This is a genomic window from Microbacterium enclense, assembly GCF_001456955.1.
GTDB lineage: Bacteria > Actinomycetota > Actinomycetes > Actinomycetales > Microbacteriaceae > Microbacterium > Microbacterium enclense.
This window is the reverse complement of sequence record NZ_KQ758468.1, coordinates 41,761-55,673: the sequence shown is the minus strand read 5'-3', so window position 1 is coordinate 55,673 and position 13,913 is coordinate 41,761. Positions and strand designations below refer to the sequence as shown.

At 69.7% G+C, this 13,913-nt stretch carries 17 protein-coding genes; 7 read left to right on the top strand and 10 right to left on the bottom strand.

Annotation, left to right across the window (positions count from 1 at the left end):
- Positions 1-38: 38 nt before the first annotated feature.
- Positions 39-1,982: an ABC transporter ATP-binding protein gene (locus AS029_RS03685; protein WP_058231260.1), complete on the bottom strand. Its 1,944-nt coding sequence runs from the start codon at positions 1,980-1,982 to the stop codon at positions 39-41.
- Positions 1,983-2,191: 209 nt separating this feature from the next.
- Here AS029_RS03685 and AS029_RS03680 point away from each other — a divergent pair, with 209 nt between their 5' ends.
- Positions 2,192-3,679 carry an MDR family MFS transporter gene (locus tag AS029_RS03680; RefSeq protein ID WP_058231259.1) on the top strand — a complete coding sequence of 496 codons (1,488 nt, stop codon included), beginning with the start codon at positions 2,192-2,194 and terminating at the stop codon, positions 3,677-3,679.
- Positions 3,680-3,863: 184 nt separating this feature from the next.
- On the opposite strand, the gene AS029_RS17500 is transcribed toward AS029_RS03680, so the two are convergent.
- Positions 3,864-4,001, bottom strand: a complete 138-nt coding sequence (locus tag AS029_RS17500) for a hypothetical protein (protein WP_167345225.1) — start codon at positions 3,999-4,001, stop codon at positions 3,864-3,866.
- 144 nt (positions 4,002-4,145) lie between these two features.
- On the opposite strand from AS029_RS17500, the gene AS029_RS03675 reads away from it, so the two are divergent.
- On the top strand, positions 4,146-4,694 hold the full coding sequence (locus tag AS029_RS03675; RefSeq protein WP_058231258.1) for a type 1 glutamine amidotransferase domain-containing protein: 549 nt from the start codon (positions 4,146-4,148) through the stop codon (positions 4,692-4,694).
- A gap of 58 nt (positions 4,695-4,752) precedes the next feature.
- Here the strand turns inward: AS029_RS03675 and AS029_RS03670 are convergent, their stop codons facing one another.
- The 3 genes from AS029_RS03670 to AS029_RS03660 form a co-directional block, all read right to left on the bottom strand.
- Entirely contained in the window at positions 4,753-5,058 is a 306-nt protein-coding gene (locus AS029_RS03670; RefSeq protein ID WP_058231257.1) for a DUF4190 domain-containing protein, read from the bottom strand.
- An 82-nt stretch (positions 5,059-5,140) separates the two neighbouring features.
- On the bottom strand, positions 5,141-5,962 hold the full coding sequence (locus tag AS029_RS03665; protein ID WP_058231256.1) for a DNA-formamidopyrimidine glycosylase family protein: 822 nt from the start codon (positions 5,960-5,962) through the stop codon (positions 5,141-5,143).
- Between the two features lie 12 nt (positions 5,963-5,974).
- The gene (locus AS029_RS03660) at positions 5,975-7,381 is read right to left on the bottom strand and encodes a flotillin family protein (RefSeq protein ID WP_058231255.1); all 1,407 of its coding nucleotides are present in this window, start codon (positions 7,379-7,381) and stop codon (positions 5,975-5,977) included.
- A 172-nt stretch (positions 7,382-7,553) separates the two neighbouring features.
- Between AS029_RS03660 and AS029_RS03655 the strand changes: the two genes are divergently transcribed.
- Entirely contained in the window at positions 7,554-7,967 is a 414-nt protein-coding gene (locus AS029_RS03655) for a hypothetical protein (RefSeq protein ID WP_058231254.1), read from the top strand.
- 63 nt (positions 7,968-8,030) lie between these two features.
- Here the strand turns inward: AS029_RS03655 and AS029_RS03650 are convergent, their stop codons facing one another.
- Together AS029_RS03650 and AS029_RS16815 are read right to left on the bottom strand one after the other, a co-directional pair.
- A complete protein-coding gene (locus AS029_RS03650) occupies positions 8,031-8,999 on the bottom strand; it encodes an aldose 1-epimerase family protein (RefSeq protein WP_058231253.1) in 969 nt (322 codons plus the stop codon).
- Positions 9,000-9,112: 113 nt separating this feature from the next.
- Entirely contained in the window at positions 9,113-9,283 is a 171-nt protein-coding gene (locus AS029_RS16815; RefSeq protein ID WP_074615838.1) for a CsbD family protein, read from the bottom strand.
- A gap of 174 nt (positions 9,284-9,457) precedes the next feature.
- Here AS029_RS16815 and AS029_RS03645 point away from each other — a divergent pair, with 174 nt between their 5' ends.
- Entirely contained in the window at positions 9,458-10,765 is a 1,308-nt protein-coding gene (locus tag AS029_RS03645) for a D-alanyl-D-alanine carboxypeptidase family protein (RefSeq protein ID WP_058231252.1), read from the top strand.
- Positions 10,766-10,788: 23 nt separating this feature from the next.
- Here AS029_RS03645 and AS029_RS03640 read toward each other — a convergent pair whose 3' ends face one another.
- Positions 10,789-11,034, bottom strand: coding sequence for a hypothetical protein (locus tag AS029_RS03640; RefSeq protein ID WP_058231251.1), 246 nt, complete (start codon positions 11,032-11,034; stop codon positions 10,789-10,791).
- 42 nt (positions 11,035-11,076) lie between these two features.
- Between AS029_RS03640 and AS029_RS03635 the strand changes: the two genes are divergently transcribed.
- The 3 genes from AS029_RS03635 to AS029_RS03625 all read left to right on the top strand — a co-directional run bounded on the left by AS029_RS03635 (position 11,077) and on the right by AS029_RS03625 (position 11,922).
- On the top strand, positions 11,077-11,325 hold the full coding sequence (locus AS029_RS03635; protein ID WP_058231250.1) for a hypothetical protein: 249 nt from the start codon (positions 11,077-11,079) through the stop codon (positions 11,323-11,325).
- A gap of 85 nt (positions 11,326-11,410) precedes the next feature.
- Positions 11,411-11,659 (top strand): type II toxin-antitoxin system Phd/YefM family antitoxin, encoded by a 249-nt coding sequence (locus AS029_RS03630; protein ID WP_058231249.1) that lies wholly within the window; start codon positions 11,411-11,413, stop codon positions 11,657-11,659.
- Positions 11,656-11,922, top strand: a complete 267-nt coding sequence (locus AS029_RS03625; protein ID WP_058231248.1) for a Txe/YoeB family addiction module toxin — start codon at positions 11,656-11,658, stop codon at positions 11,920-11,922. Before AS029_RS03630 ends, AS029_RS03625 begins: the two co-directional genes overlap by 4 nt.
- 23 nt (positions 11,923-11,945) lie before the next feature.
- Here the strand turns inward: AS029_RS03625 and ychF are convergent, their stop codons facing one another.
- Together ychF and AS029_RS03615 are read right to left on the bottom strand one after the other, a co-directional pair.
- The gene (gene ychF / locus AS029_RS03620; RefSeq protein ID WP_058231247.1) at positions 11,946-13,019 is read right to left on the bottom strand and encodes a redox-regulated ATPase YchF; all 1,074 of its coding nucleotides are present in this window, start codon (positions 13,017-13,019) and stop codon (positions 11,946-11,948) included.
- 39 nt (positions 13,020-13,058) lie between these two features.
- Positions 13,059-13,808 (bottom strand): class I SAM-dependent methyltransferase, encoded by a 750-nt coding sequence (locus AS029_RS03615; protein WP_058231246.1) that lies wholly within the window; start codon positions 13,806-13,808, stop codon positions 13,059-13,061.
- Positions 13,809-13,913: the final 105 nt, after the last annotated feature.

Genomic DNA, 13,913 nt, shown 5'->3' with positions numbered 1-13,913 from the left:
AACCAGGGATGCGGCGAAGGTGCGGGGCGGAGGGGTGTTTACGCGGGCGCTTCGTCGGCGCGGCGGGCGGGAAGCGCGGCACGGGCGAAGCCCGCGGCGTCGAGCTGCTCTTCCGCCAGCACGAACGAGGCGGCGAGCTGCTCGGCGGCGAGACTGGCGTAGAGGCCACCGGCGGCCAGCAGCTCACTGTGTGTGCCGGATTCGACGATGCGCCCGGCATCCACCACGTGGATACGGTCGGCACCGATGACCGTCGACAGCCGGTGGGCGATCGACAGGGTGGTGCGGCCGTGAGACGCGTTCTCGAGCGCCTCTTGCACGATGCGTTCCGACACGGTGTCGAGGGCGCTGGTCGCCTCGTCGAGCAGCAGCACGGGCGGGTCTTTCAGCAGCACGCGGGCGATGGCGATGCGCTGCTTCTCGCCACCCGACAGGCGGTAGCCGCGCTCGCCGACGACCGTGTCGTACCCCGCCTCGAACGAGGCGATGACGTGGTGGATGTTCGCGGCGCGGCACGCCGCTTCGATCTCGTCGTCGGTGGCATCCGGCCGCGCGTAGCGCAAGTTCTCGCGCACGGTGGCGTGGAACAGGTAGGTTTCCTGCGACACGATGCCGATCTCGTCGATGATCGATGCGCGGTCCAGGGTGCGTACATCGGCCCCTGAGAACATCACCGATCCACCCGTCGCCTCGTACATGCGGGGCGTCAGGTAGAGGATCGTCGTCTTGCCGGCGCCCGAAGGTCCGACGAAGGCGACGTGCTGTCCGGGCTCGACGGTGAACGACACGCCATCCAGGGTGGGCCGCGCCTGCGCCGGGGCGTCGGGGTAGCGGAACGCGACATCGCGGAACTCGATGCGGCCGATCGGGCCCGGCGCCGCCGCCACCGGCATCGCGTCGGGCACGTCGACGATGGCCGGCTTGAGGTCGAGGTACTCGAAGATGCGGGCGAACAGCGCCGACGAGGTCTGCACGTCGAGCGCCACGCGCATGAGACCCATCAGGGGCATGAGCAGGCGCGCCTGCACGGTGGTGAAAGCGACGATCGTGCCGGCGGTGATCGCGCCGGCGCCTCCGCCGATCAGGTATCCCGACACGAGATAGATGATCGCCGGAACGCTCGACATGATCACCTGCACGACGGCGAAGAACCCCTGCCCGCTCATCGCCCGGCGCACCTGCAGATGCACCTGGTTGTCGTTCTCGGCGTCGAAGCGCGCTGACTCGGTGCGCTGACGGTTGAACGACTTCGACAGCAGGATGCCGCTGACGCTCAGGGTCTCTTGCGTGATCGCCGACAGCTCCGACAGCGACTCCTGCGTCTCACCGGCGATACGCGCGCGCACCTGCCCGACTCGGCGCTGCACGAAGATCAGGAACGGCATGAGCGCGACGGCGATGAGGGTGAGTCGCCAGTCGATGAGGATCATCGCGACCAGCGATGCGATCACCGTGACGGCGTTGCCCAGGATGCTCGTGACGGTGTTCGTGAGCACCCCCGACACGCCGCCGACGTCGTTCTGAAGGCGCGATTGGATGACGCCCGTCTTCGTGCGGGTGAAGAAGCCCAGCTCCATGGACTGCAGGTGGTCGAAGAGGCGCGTACGCAGGTCGCCCGTCACGCGATTGCCGACCGTGGCGGTGAGCCAGGTCTGGCCCACGTTGAGCGCTGCCGAGAGGAGGAACAGCGCGATCATCACGCTGACGAGCACCGCGAGCAGCTGCAGGTCGGGACTCGATCCGTCGACGGGGAACAGTGCGTCGTCGAAGATGCGCTGCACGAGCAGCGGCGGGATGACGGCGACAGCCGCACCCACCACCACCAGCACGGCCGTGAAGGCGATGCGCCAGCGATACGGACGGAACAGCTCGACCACGCGTCGGCCCAGGTTCGCGACGCGCGGCGCCTGGGCGTTCTGCCGGCGCTGGACGTCGGCGTCCACGCCGCGGAACATGCTTCCGCCCACACCACCCGGGTTCATGCGGGCCAGCCTACGTCCGACCACCGACATCGGCTCCGGGCAGGTGCCGCGCAGAGGCGGCCGATAGAATCGGGTTCCTCGCCCTCTGCGGCATCCCTCCCCTCGGTTTTTTCCTCGACGTCGGAATATCTCGACGATCCGCGCCGTTCCCGCTCTTCGCAGTCACCCCCGTGGCGCCACGAAGCCCCCCGTACGAATAGGACCTCGTCATGGCCGCCACCGGCACCATCCGCACCGCCCCGACCAGCGCCGCATCGGCCGCCGGCGTCACCGCCGAGCAGAGCCGGGTGATCTGGCTGCTGCTCACGGCCGCGTTCGTCGCGATCCTGAACGAGACGACGATGAACGTCGCGATCCCGTTCCTCATCCGCGACCTCGGCATCACCGCCGTGGCCGCGCAGTGGCTCACCACAGCCTTCATGCTGACGATGGCCGTCGTCATCCCCATCACCGGTTTCCTGCTGCAGCGTTTCACGACGCGGCAGGTCTTCATCACCGCGATGTCGCTCTTCTCGGCGGGAACGCTCGTCGCGTTCCTCTCCCCCGGGTTCGAGCTGCTCGTCGTCGCGCGCGTCATCCAGGCGTCGGGCACGGCGATCATGATGCCGCTGTTGATGACCACGATCATGACGATCGTGCCGCCCGCTCAGCGCGGGCGCATGATGGGCCGGGTCAGCATCGTCATGGCGCTCGCGCCCGCCATCGGGCCGACCATGTCGGGTCTCGTGCTGCAGTCGCTGGGGTGGCACTGGATCTTCGGCATCGTTCTTCCGATCGCCCTGGTGGCGCTCTTCGTCGGCGCGAAGTGGATCCACAACCTCGGCGACACCCGCAACGCGCCGATCGACATCAGCAGCGTCATCCTCTCGGCGTTCGGATTCGGTGGTCTCGTGTTCGGTCTGAGCCAGATCGGCGGCGGGCACGGCGGCGAGTCCGGTGCGGCCGACGCGTCGATCGTCACGCTGGTCGTGTCGCTCGCGGTCGGCGTGATCGGGCTCGCGGCCTTCGTCTGGCGCCAGCTGCGCCTGCAGCGCGCCGACTCGGCGCTGCTCGACCTGCGCGTCTTCCGCTCGCGCAATTTCACCCTGTCGGTCGCGCAGCTGGGCGTGATGTCACTGGCGTTCTTCGGCGCGATCACCCTGCTCCCGCTCTACCTGCAGACGGTGCTCGAGAAGACGCCGCTCGAGACCGGCCTCGCCGTGCTGCCGGGGTCTCTCGCGATGGGGCTCGCGGGTCCCGTCATCGGCCGCATCTACGACCGGTTCGGAACGCAGATCCTCCTGGTCCCCGGCGCAATCGTCGTCAGCGCGACCCTGTGGTTCTACACCACCCTCGGCACCGACACGTCGTTCGTGCTGCTCATCGTCGTGCAGACGGTCATGATGATCGGCCTCGCCCTGTCGTTCACGCCGCTGTTCACGGCATCCCTCGGTTCCCTCGAACCGCGGTTCTACTCCTACGGCTCGGCGATCGTCGGGACCGTGCAGCAGGTCGCGGGGGCCGCGGGCATCGCGCTGCTCGTGACGGTGATGTCGTCGGTCTCGGCCGCGTCGGGCACCGGTCTCGAGGCGGACGCGGCGGGCACGCGCATGGCTTTCCTGATCGCGGCGATCATCTCGGTGCCGCTCATCGTCGGCGCATTCCTCATCCGCAAGCCCGCCGACCAGCCGGAGGGCACCGCGCCGATCGCCCACTGAGGCGGGCGGACGGCATTCGAGTCAGGATGCCGAGCGTTCACCGGCAGACGGCATCCGGTGCCGCGCTGCTCACGCGTGGGCACAGGATGCCGCGGCTCTCGCGACCACGCGGACGTTCGACCTCGAACACCGCTCATCCCGAGCGAGCCGTCGACCGTCGTTCAAGAAGCCGTGACGTCCCTCTTCAGAGCGAGCAGGAGCCGCCGCCGCAGCACTGCGATGCGGGCCGCGCCTCGTCGTCGGCTTCGACGGCGGGGGCACCCAGCAGCGTGATGAGCGGCTTCTCGGCGGGCTTCGTGTCAGACGCGGTGTCACCAGACATGCGCTCCATGCTACGCCGACGCGCGCCGACGGGGGCCGGACGCCGCCGCTAACCCCAGGCGGCGGCATCCGCAACCCCCGTCCCGGGCTCGACCCCCGTTCCTAGCGTGGATGCGACCCCGATCGAGAAAGAGAGAGTCGACCCATGACCGATCTCAGCGGCAAGCGCATCGCCTTCCTGGCCACCGACGGATTCGAAGACAGCGAGCTGACCAGCCCGTGGGAGGCCGTGACCTCCGCCGGCGCCGAGGCCGTGCTCGTCTCGCCGAACGACGGCAGCATCAGCGGCGAGAAGGGCCACGAGCAGAAGGTGGACCTGTCGGTGTCCAGCGCCTCGGCGGGCGACTTCGACGCGCTGGTCCTGCCCGGCGGCGTGCAGAACGCCGATGACATCCGCATCGTGAAGGATGCCGTCTCGTTCGCGCGTGACTTCTTCGACCAGCACAAGCCTGTCGCCGTCATCTGCCACGGCGGCTGGATCCTCACCGAGGCCGACGTGCTGAAAGGCCGCACGCTCACCAGTTACCCCACCCTGCAGACCGACCTGCGCAACGCGGGCGCGACCTGGGTCGACGAAGAGGTGCACGTCGACCAGGGCCTGGTCTCGAGCCGCAACCCCGACGACCTGCCCGCGTTCAACGCGAAGCTCGTCGAAGAAGTCGCCGAGGGGAAGCACTCGGGCCAGACGGCCTGAACCCCGCACGACGAAGGGGCCGCGGACTGCTCGTCCGCGGCCCCTTCGTCGTGCGTGATCAGCTGCAGGTGTACGCGACGCCGTTGACCTCGTGGATGCCGGGCCCGAGCTCGGCGCAGTTGCCGACGAACGAGAACGCGATCACCATGACCACGATGATGACGACCACGGTCGCAAGCGTCAGCACGGCGCCGATGATGATGCCGACGACCGCCGGGGCGTTCCGGTAGCCGGCTTTCTTCGACTGCACGAGCGCGACGATCGAGATGATGAGCCCGATCACGTTGAACGGGATCGATGCGATGAGGCCGACGATTCCGAGGGTCTTGCCGGGATCGGTGGTGGCGGGCGGCTGAACGGTCATGGGTGCTCCTGGTGGTTGGCGAGGTGGGCCGTCGCGTTCACCATATTGCGCAACACCTGTCCGGCGCACGCACTGCTACCGGTCAGGCAGCAGGCCCCTGACACGACGGGCACCACTGCCCGCCACCCTTCGTACCGGGAATGTCCTCGATCAGGCCGTCGCAGTCGGGGCAGGGCTCGCCCGTGCGTCCGTGCACGCGCATCGACGCGACCTTCGCGGCCTTCTGGTCCGCGATCGGCACTCCGCGCCGGGCGATGACGGCCGACGTCAGGGTGTCGTGCAGCGCGCTCCACAGGCGGGTGATGTCATCGTCCGTCAGCGACGCCGCGTGCGCGGTCGGCGACAGCCGCGCGGCGAAGAGGATCTCGTCGGAGTAGGCGTTGCCGATCCCCGCCAGGGTCTCCTGCTCCTGCAGCAGCGCCTTGAGCTGCTTCCGCCGGTGTCCCAGCGCCGCGGCGAGCATGTCGCGGGAGTAGCCCGGGTCGGCGGCATCCGGTCCCAGCTTGGCGACCGAGGGAACTTCGTCGGCCGCGTCGACGACGTGCAGCTGCACGGACAGCCACTCCCCGGCGTCGGTGATGCCCAGGATGCCGTGCGCGAAGGCGAACCGGGCGATCACGGCCGCGACGGGCGCGGTGTCGTCGTCCGCCTCGGGCGCGGAGTTCCACGTGGCCCAGCCGGCCCGGCCGAAGCCCAGCCCCAGGTGCACGCCGTCGAGATCGACGTCGATGTGCTTACCGTGTCGCGTGATAGTGGTCACCGTGCGGCCGACCAGCTCGTCGAGAGGGCGCGCGCGGGTCTTCAGCGCCCGCCCCTCGACCAGTTCGACGCCGGTCACCTCGTGACCGGTCAGGCGCTCGCGCAGGAACAACGCGAGCGCCTCGACCTCGGGTGCCTCAGGCACGGGCCACCGCGATCAGGCCTCCGACGACGTCGGCGGCGTGGTCGGAGCGGGGGAGGAACGCGTCGACGCCGGCTCCCCCGTCTTCTGCGCCTGTGCGAACGCGTCGGCGACGACGCGTCCCTGGATGATCTGCGTCAGATCGATGCCGGTGGCCGCGCGCACGGCCTCGAACGACGAACGCAGGCCGGTGGCCGACTCGGCCGCGAGATGACCGCTGGCTCCCTCACCGCCGAGCACCGTGATGTTGCCCACGCGGTCGTAGCCCTTGGCGAACTCGGCCATCATCGGCACGAGCGCCTCGAGAGCGCGCTGCGCGAGCAGGGCCTCCTGGTTGTGCGACAGGGCCTCGGCCTCGGCACGGATCGCCTCGGCCCGCGCTTCACCGGCCAGGCGAACGGCCTGCGCGTCGGCTTCGGCACGCACGCGCACGGCGGCGGCCTCCTGCTCGGCGATCTCGGCGCGTGCCTGGGCCGCCTTGATCTGCGCGTAGGCCTCGGCGTCGGCCTCTTTCTGCCGCTGGTACAGGTCGGCGTCGGCGACGCGGGAGACCTCGGACTCCAGGCGGGCCTGCGTGTTCTGCGCCTCCTGCTGCAGAACGGCCTGACGGCGCTCGGCGCGGGTCAACGCCTCGGCCTGCTCGGCCTCGGCGTTGGCCCGGCCGACCTCGGCCTTGGCCGCGGCGCTGTTCTTGTCGAGCGCGGTCTGCTCGATGAGGTTCGCCTCGTCGGTCGCGATCTGGCGAGCGCGGATTTCGCGTACCGCGTTGATGCGGGCGACCTCGGCCTCGCGCTTGACGCGCTCGACCTCGGTGGCGCCGAGTGCGGCAATGTAGCCGTTGCCGTCGGTGACGCCCTGGATCTGGAACGAGTCGAGGATGAGTCCCTGCGACGACAGGTCGCCCTTGATGCCCTCGGCGATCTGATCCGACAGACGCTGCCGGTCGCGCATGAGCTCCTCGACCGTGAGGGTCGCGACCACGCCGCGCAGCGCACCCTCGAGCTGCTCGGTCGTGAACTGCTCGATCGCCTTGTCCTGCGAGGCGAAGCGCTCGGCGGCGCGACGCACCGATTCGGGGTCGGAGCCGATCTTCACCAGCGCCACACCGCTGACGTTCACGGTCACGCCGTTCGACGACTGCGCGGTCGGCTCCATCTTGATCTGGCGCGCCCGCAGCGAGATCATCTCGCCCCGCTGCGTGAGCGGGTTGACGATGGCGCCGCCGCCGGTGATGACCGTGATGCGCGACGACTCGCCGTCGGCGCTCTTCTGCCGCTTACCGACGATGACCAGGGCCTCGTCGGCCTTCGCGACGCGGTACCACCCGCGGATGACGAGGGCGAGCACCGCGATCACGACGATCGCGACCACCACCACGATCGCGACGATCAGTCCGACGGCTCCTAATGCGGCGAGTTCCATGCTTCTCCTTCGACAGGCACCGGCCAGGCGGCGCGGGGAATTCCTCCCAACCTAACGGGGGGCCCCGCGGCCCTGTCCACCCTCTGCACGCACGATCCGCGTCCCGCGGGGGTGGGGAGGAGCGTACCGTTGAGGGTGAGGCGGCCCGAACCGCCGAAGAGAGGTCCCCCACATGAAGATCGTCTCGTCGCAGGACTGGCGCGATGCCATCCGCTTCGACGCCCCCGTCCTGGTCGCCGACGTCGTACCGGGCGACGCCACCCGCTGCGTCGCCTGCGGCGCCGATGGCCCGCTGTACGAGCGCACCGAGCTCTGGGCGGTCAAGCACCGCCATCCCAAGCATCACGGCGGTTTCGTGCGCTTCTACTGCGAGGCGCACAAGCCGGCGGCCGCTCCCCCGCCTGCCGCCGCGCCCGTCGCGAGCGCCCGCGCCCGGGCCGCTGCGGCGCCTCGCGCGCAACGTCGCACCACCTCGCCCAAGCCCACGCCGATCACCGATCGTCCGACGCGGACGATGTGCCCCGACTGCTTCGTCGAGGTGTCCGTCCACGGCGACTGCGGCATGTGCGGCGCGCAGGTCGTCTGACGCCGCCGACACGACAGAACCGCCCCGGGGGTCACCCCGGGGCGGTTCTGTCGTTGGGAGGTCTCAGCGCGCCGAGATCGTCCACCCGGCCTCGTGCGACGCGCCCGGGTCGAGCGACACCACGCCCGTGTCGAAGTCGTAGGCGTCGTCGTTGAAGGCGTCGGGCGCGCAGGTCATCGGCTCCACGGCAAGACCGGCGCGGTGCCCGGGCGTCCCGGGCCCCGCCGGCAGGTCGGCGGTGTGGATCTGCACCCAGGCGCACTCGCCCGCCCAGCTCATCGCCACCCCCGTGCCCGACGGATCGGTGACGACGACGCTCGCGCGGCCGTCGGCATCCCGGATCAGACCGGTGTACGCGTGGTCGATCTCGACCGCACCGAGCACCCGCTCGTCGCGGAAGTCGAAGCGTTCGGCGTCGACGGCGACGGATGCCAGGGCCACCGGCGACAGCCGGTCGGGCGTCACCTCGAGCACGGTGTCGGCCGGCAGGATCAGGCTCCATTCGTCCAGGGTCGCCGGGCCCGCGACGAGGTACGGGTGCGGGCCGGTGCCCCACGGTGCCGGCGTGTCCGACAGGTTCGTCGCGCGCACGGTCTGCGTGAGACCGTCGGTGCCGAGGCGGTAGGTGGTCGAGACGACGAGCCACCAGGGGTACCCCGCCTGCGCCGTGACGGTCGCCGCGAGAGTCACCGCATCGTCCGACGCATCGGTGACGTTCCAATCCGCCCACGAGAGCAGCCCGTGGAGCGCGTGCCCGCGGTTCGGCTCGGTCAACGCGAGCTGGTGCTCGACGCCGTCGAAGCGGTGGATGCCGTCGACGATGCGATTCGGCCAGGGCGCGAGCGTCGTGCCGCGGTAGGCGGGACGCAGTTCGTCGGCGTCGAACGGGACGACGAGATCGCGACCCTCGAAGGTCAGCGAGCGGAGGGAGGCGCCGACACTCGCGATGGCGGCTTCGTAGCCGTGGGCACGCAGGACGACGGGGGTGCCCGAGACGAGCGTGGGCGTCTCGGTGGGAACGACAGTGGTCATGACGCCATTATCGCGGTCTCGGCAACAAGCCCACGGCATCCGGACCCCGATCGGCCGCCGCGAGACGACGAATGCCCCGACCGCGGACGGTCGGGGCATTCAGGGAGGGCGACTTACTTGAAGGCGTCCTTGACGTTCTCGCCGGCCTGCTTGACGTGAGCCTTGCTCTGGTCGGCCTGACCTTCGGCTTCGAGGCGCTCGTTGTCGGTGCCCTTGCCGAACGCTTCCTTCGCCTTGCCGGCGATGTCTTCAGCGGCGTTCTTGATCTTGTCGTCGAGTCCCATGGCGGCTCCTCCCGTGTGGTCCTCGGGTATCTCCCGATGGCTCCAACGCTAGGTCGGGCGTCCGAGCGCGGCGGGGGGCTTGAATTTCTGCTCGGCGTGAGGCACGGTCGCGGGTTAGGTTCGAGGTGTGCGCGCCTCGTCTGCTTCCCTCCCCGTCCGCTCGCAGGCCTCCGCATGAGCTCCCTCGCCGACTTCCACGACCTGCTCGACGATGCGCCCCGCGAGCCGCAGAGCAACGGTCGGGCCGGCCGCATCGCTCTCATCGTCTTCCTCGTGGTCACGTTCCTCGTGCTCGGCGGCAGCGGCGGATACGTCTGGTGGGCGTCCTCGGCCCCCCTGCCGGCCCCGAGCGTCACCTCGCAGGCACCGGTCGCGGCCGCGGGGCCGGCGGCATCCCTCGTCCTTCCCGGCGACGGGGAGATGCTGATGAGCGTCGAGGGCGGCGAGGCCTACCTGGGCCCGGATGCCGCGGGCTCCTTCGCCTCGTCGGGTGGTGACGATGCGCGCCCCATCGCGAGCATCGCCAAGCTGATCACCGCGCTCGTCGTGCTCGATGCCCACCCGCTCGACGGCCCCGGCGACCCGGGGCCCACGATCGCCTTCACCGAGGCCGACACCGACCTCTACGACCAGTTCTACGTGCAGGGCGCGGTCATCGCGAAGATGCCCGACGGGCTGCGCCTGTCGCTGCACGACTCGCTCGCGACGATGCTGCTGCCCTCGGCGGCGAACTACGCCGTGGCCAACGCCCGCTGGGCGTTCGGTTCCGAGAGCGCGTACGTGCAGGCGGCGCGGTCGTGGCTGAGCGCGAACGGTCTGAACGACACGCGGATCGTGGATGCCACGGGCATCGACGACCGCAACACGAGCACGCCGAGCGATCTGGTCGCCCTCGGCCGCATCGCCGCGGCGAATCCGGTCATCGCGTCGATCGTGCGGACGCCCTCGATCAGCGTCGAGGGGGCCGGTTACGTCACCAACACCAACGACCTGCTGGGCACGCTCGGCATCACGGGGATGAAGACCGGCAACCTCGGCGACGGCACCTTCAACCTGCTCTTCACCTCGACGCTCGACGTCGGAATCGGGTCCCCTCTGAACATCATCGGCGTCCGGCTGGGCGGTGCGACGCACGACAGCACCGACAGCGACGTGGCGCGGCTGCTGCAGAGCCTGCAAGACGGGTTCCACGACGTCAGCCTGGGAACCGTCGGCGACGACATCGGCACGATCTCCACCCCGTGGGGGTCCACCGCGTCACTCGTGCTGGCGAAGACGACCGCGCTGCGCACCTGGTCCGACACCCCCGTCACGGTGGATCTCGTCACGTCGACGCCGCAGGACTACGCCGACGGCGAGGTCGTCGGCACGGTGACGTGGACCGCGGGCCCGCAGACGGCGTCATCCGAGGTGAGGATCTCCGGCGAGATCGACGAACCGACCCTGTGGTGGCGTCTGACGCACCCGACCGAGCTGGGTTGACGCGCCGTCACGCTTCACCTGCCTCAGACGCGGGTGGTGATCGTGACGCCACCGCTGCGGTGTACCCGCTCCGCGGTGCGCGACCCGCCGACGATGCGACCGGCTTCCCAGCCGTCGCCGGACACGCGGTCGTGCACGGTCCCCGCGGTGACGTTCGCCCAGAGGTCCCCCGACAGGGCCGGCGGGTCAGCCGTGGGCTCGTAGAGCCACCCGTTCGTCGCGGCGAAGGCCCGCAGGTCGCCGACACGTTCACGCGGCTGCTCGCTCATGCTGCCGACCCTAGCGGCGGCACGGGCGATAGCCTTTTCGCTGTGACCCCGACGCCTCCGCCTCGTTCGTTCGGCACGCACCTGGCGTTCTGCCTCGTCTTCGCCGCGCTGTTCGTGGGCGGCGTCATCCTGACGTTCGTCGCCGCGCCCCTCTTCGCCCTCACGCCGCTGCAGTGGGGCATCGCGCTCGTGATCACTCTGGCGGTGGGACTCGCGGCAGTGTGGGAGCTGCGCTGCACGCTGCAGGCGCGGCGATCCGCGAGGAGCACGCGCAACGGCAGAGCGATCTGAGTCGTCACGGTCGCGAGAGCGCCTGCACTTCGAGCCTCAGCATTCTGCCAGTAGTACCATTTCCGGTACGAGTGAGAGGATGCTTATGGCTATCACCACGAGCGAAGCGCGCCGCGATCTCTTCGGGCTCATCGAACGGGTGAACCTCGACCATTCGGAGATCGAGATCACCTCCAAGCGAGGGTCTGCCGTCCTCATGTCGAAAGACGAGTACGACTCACTCGTCGAAACGAGCTATCTGCTCCGCTCGCCGGAGAACGCGCGTCGCCTCTTGAACTCCCTGCACAGCGCGCGAGAGGGAGACGTCAGCGAGCACGAGCTTCTCGAGCCGTGAGCGATCGAGCGCCCTCGTGGACGCAGGAAGCCTGGGACGACTACCTGTACTGGCAGACGCAAGACAGGAAGACACTCCGGAGGATCAACCAGCTGATCGCAGACGTTCTCCACGGCGATCCGTTCGAGGGGATCGGCAAGCCCGAGCCGCTGAAGCACGCGCTGGCGGGAGCATGGTCACGTCGTATCGATGAGGCCCACCGCCTCGTGTACATCGCCGACGATCTGCGCGTGACGATCCTGCAGGCCCGCTATCACTACTGAGCGGCGGCTCGACGCGGAACGGCTCAGTTGTTGAAGCGGAACTCCACCACGTCGCCGTCCTGCATGACGTAGTCCTTGCCCTCGAGGCGGGCCTTGCCCTTCGAGCGGGCCTCGGCGACCGAGCCGAGCTCCACCAGGTCGGCGAACGAGATGACCTCGGCCTTGATGAAGCCCTTCTCGAAGTCGGTGTGGATGACACCGGCCGCCTGCGGCGCCTTCGCGCCCTGCGGGATCGTCCAGGCGCGAGCTTCCTTCGGACCGGCGGTCAGGTAGGTCTGGAGGCCCAGGGTATCGAAGCCGATGCGGGCGAGCTGGTCGAGGCCCGACTCGTCCTGACCCGTGGATGCCAGCAGCTCGGCGGCATCCTCGGGGTCGAGGTCGATCAGCTCCGACTCGATCTTGGCATCCAGGAACACCGCCTTCGCGGGCGCGACGAGCGCCGCGAGCTCGTCTTTCTTCGTTTGATCGGTCAGCACGGCCTCGTCGACGTTGAAGACGAAGATGAAGGGCTTCGCGGTCAGCAGACCCAGCTCGCGGATGGGTGAGAGGTCGAGACCGGATGCCGAGAGCAGCACGCCGCGCTGCAGAGCATCCTGCGCCGCCTTGGCGGCATCCAGCACCGAGGGGTCGAGCTTCTTGCCCTTGACCTCCTTCTCGTAGCGGGTGATCGCCTTCTCGAGCGTCTGGAGGTCGGCGAGCTGCAGCTCGGCGTTGATGGTCTCCATGTCGCTGGCGGGGTTCACCGCGCCGTCGACGTGAACCACGTCGTCGTCGGCGAATCCGCGGACGACCTGCGCGATGGCATCCGCTTCACGGATGTTCGCAAGGAACTGGTTGCCGAGCCCCTCGCCCTCGCTCGCGCCGCGGACGATACCGGCGATGTCGACGAACGACACCGCCGCGGGCACGAGACGCTCGCTGCCGAACACGTCGGCGAGCTGCTGCAGGCGCGCATCGGGAAGGTTCACGACCCCGACGTTGGGCTCGATGGTGGCGAACGGGTAGTTCGCGGCGAGCACCGAGTTCTTGGTCAGGGCGTTGAAGAGGGTCGACTTGCCGACGTTGGGAAGGCCGACGATTCCGATGGTAAGAGCCACGGGAGTCCAGGTTACCCCGCCCGGACGACCCTCACCGCGTCACGGCCGTCGCGCACGGAACGCGTGGGTGACGTACGGCAGCGCGACCGACCCTCCGTCGGCGAGTTCGGGAAGGGATGCCATGACGCCGTCGACCGCCGCGTCGATGCGCGCGCGCTCCTCGGGGCTCGCCGTGATGATGTCGCTGCGCGAGACGACGAGGTCGCGCAGCTGGGGCAGGGTGATCCGTCGTTCCCATCGCCACTCCCGGTGCTCCAACTCGCCGAACGGCTCGGCGACGCGCGGCCCCGTCGTGGCGAGGAGCACCTCGGCGTTCGAGCCGCCCATCGCCGCGGTGAGCCGCCGCACCCACTCGACGCCGTCGTCGCGGATGTTCCAGATCAGCCCGAGCGCTCCCCCGCTGCGCAGCACCCGTCCGATCTCGCGCGACCCCGGCTCGACGTCGACCCAGTGCCATGCCTGCCCCATGACGACGGCGTCGAGGCCGGCATCCGGCAAAGGCAGGTGCTCGGCCGTTCCCGCGAAAGTCGGCACGCCGCGCACGTTCTCGCGCAGGGTCGTGAGCATGTCGGCATCCGGATCGATGGCCACCACCTCGGCGCCCAGCTCGACGACGGTGCGGGTGAGCTTGCCGGTCCCCGCGCCGACATCGGCGACGCGCACGGCACGGCCGGGTTCGCGCACCTGCTCGAGCAGCCAGGCCACGGCCCCGGCGGGATACCCCGGACGCCCGGACTCGTAGGCGGAGGCCGCCTGCCCGAACGAGGTCGACTTCTCGCGATCGGTCATGCGCCGACCCTACGCCGCCCCCGGCGACATCGACCCGCCCCCGCACCGGCCTTGATCGGCCCGCGGCGGCCTCGATGGTGACGATGGATGCCACGGACACCGGCG

Bases quoted from the DNA above. Each gene is read 5' to 3' on its own strand.
- AS029_RS03675 (WP_058231258.1), top strand. From the start codon at position 4,146: ATGACCGATCTCAGCGGCAAGCGCATCGCCTTCCTGGCCACCGACGGA.
- AS029_RS03650 (WP_058231253.1), bottom strand. From the start codon at position 8,999: ATGACCACTGTCGTTCCCACCGAGACGCCCACGCTCGTCTCGGGCACC.
- AS029_RS03670 (WP_058231257.1), bottom strand. From the start codon at position 5,058: ATGACCGTTCAGCCGCCCGCCACCACCGATCCCGGCAAGACCCTCGGA.
- AS029_RS03615 (WP_058231246.1), bottom strand. From the start codon at position 13,808: ATGACCGATCGCGAGAAGTCGACCTCGTTCGGGCAGGCGGCCTCCGCC.
- AS029_RS16815 (WP_074615838.1), bottom strand. From the start codon at position 9,283: ATGGGACTCGACGACAAGATCAAGAACGCCGCTGAAGACATCGCCGGC.
- AS029_RS03630 (WP_058231249.1), top strand. From the start codon at position 11,411: ATGGCTATCACCACGAGCGAAGCGCGCCGCGATCTCTTCGGGCTCATC.
- AS029_RS03655 (WP_058231254.1), top strand. From the start codon at position 7,554: ATGAAGATCGTCTCGTCGCAGGACTGGCGCGATGCCATCCGCTTCGAC.
- AS029_RS03680 (WP_058231259.1), top strand. From the start codon at position 2,192: ATGGCCGCCACCGGCACCATCCGCACCGCCCCGACCAGCGCCGCATCG.
- AS029_RS03660 (WP_058231255.1), bottom strand. From the start codon at position 7,381: ATGGAACTCGCCGCATTAGGAGCCGTCGGACTGATCGTCGCGATCGTG.
- AS029_RS03645 (WP_058231252.1), top strand. From the start codon at position 9,458: ATGAGCTCCCTCGCCGACTTCCACGACCTGCTCGACGATGCGCCCCGC.
- AS029_RS03640 (WP_058231251.1), bottom strand. From the start codon at position 11,034: ATGAGCGAGCAGCCGCGTGAACGTGTCGGCGACCTGCGGGCCTTCGCC.
- AS029_RS03685 (WP_058231260.1), bottom strand. From the start codon at position 1,982: ATGAACCCGGGTGGTGTGGGCGGAAGCATGTTCCGCGGCGTGGACGCC.
- AS029_RS17500 (WP_167345225.1), bottom strand. From the start codon at position 4,001: ATGTCTGGTGACACCGCGTCTGACACGAAGCCCGCCGAGAAGCCGCTC.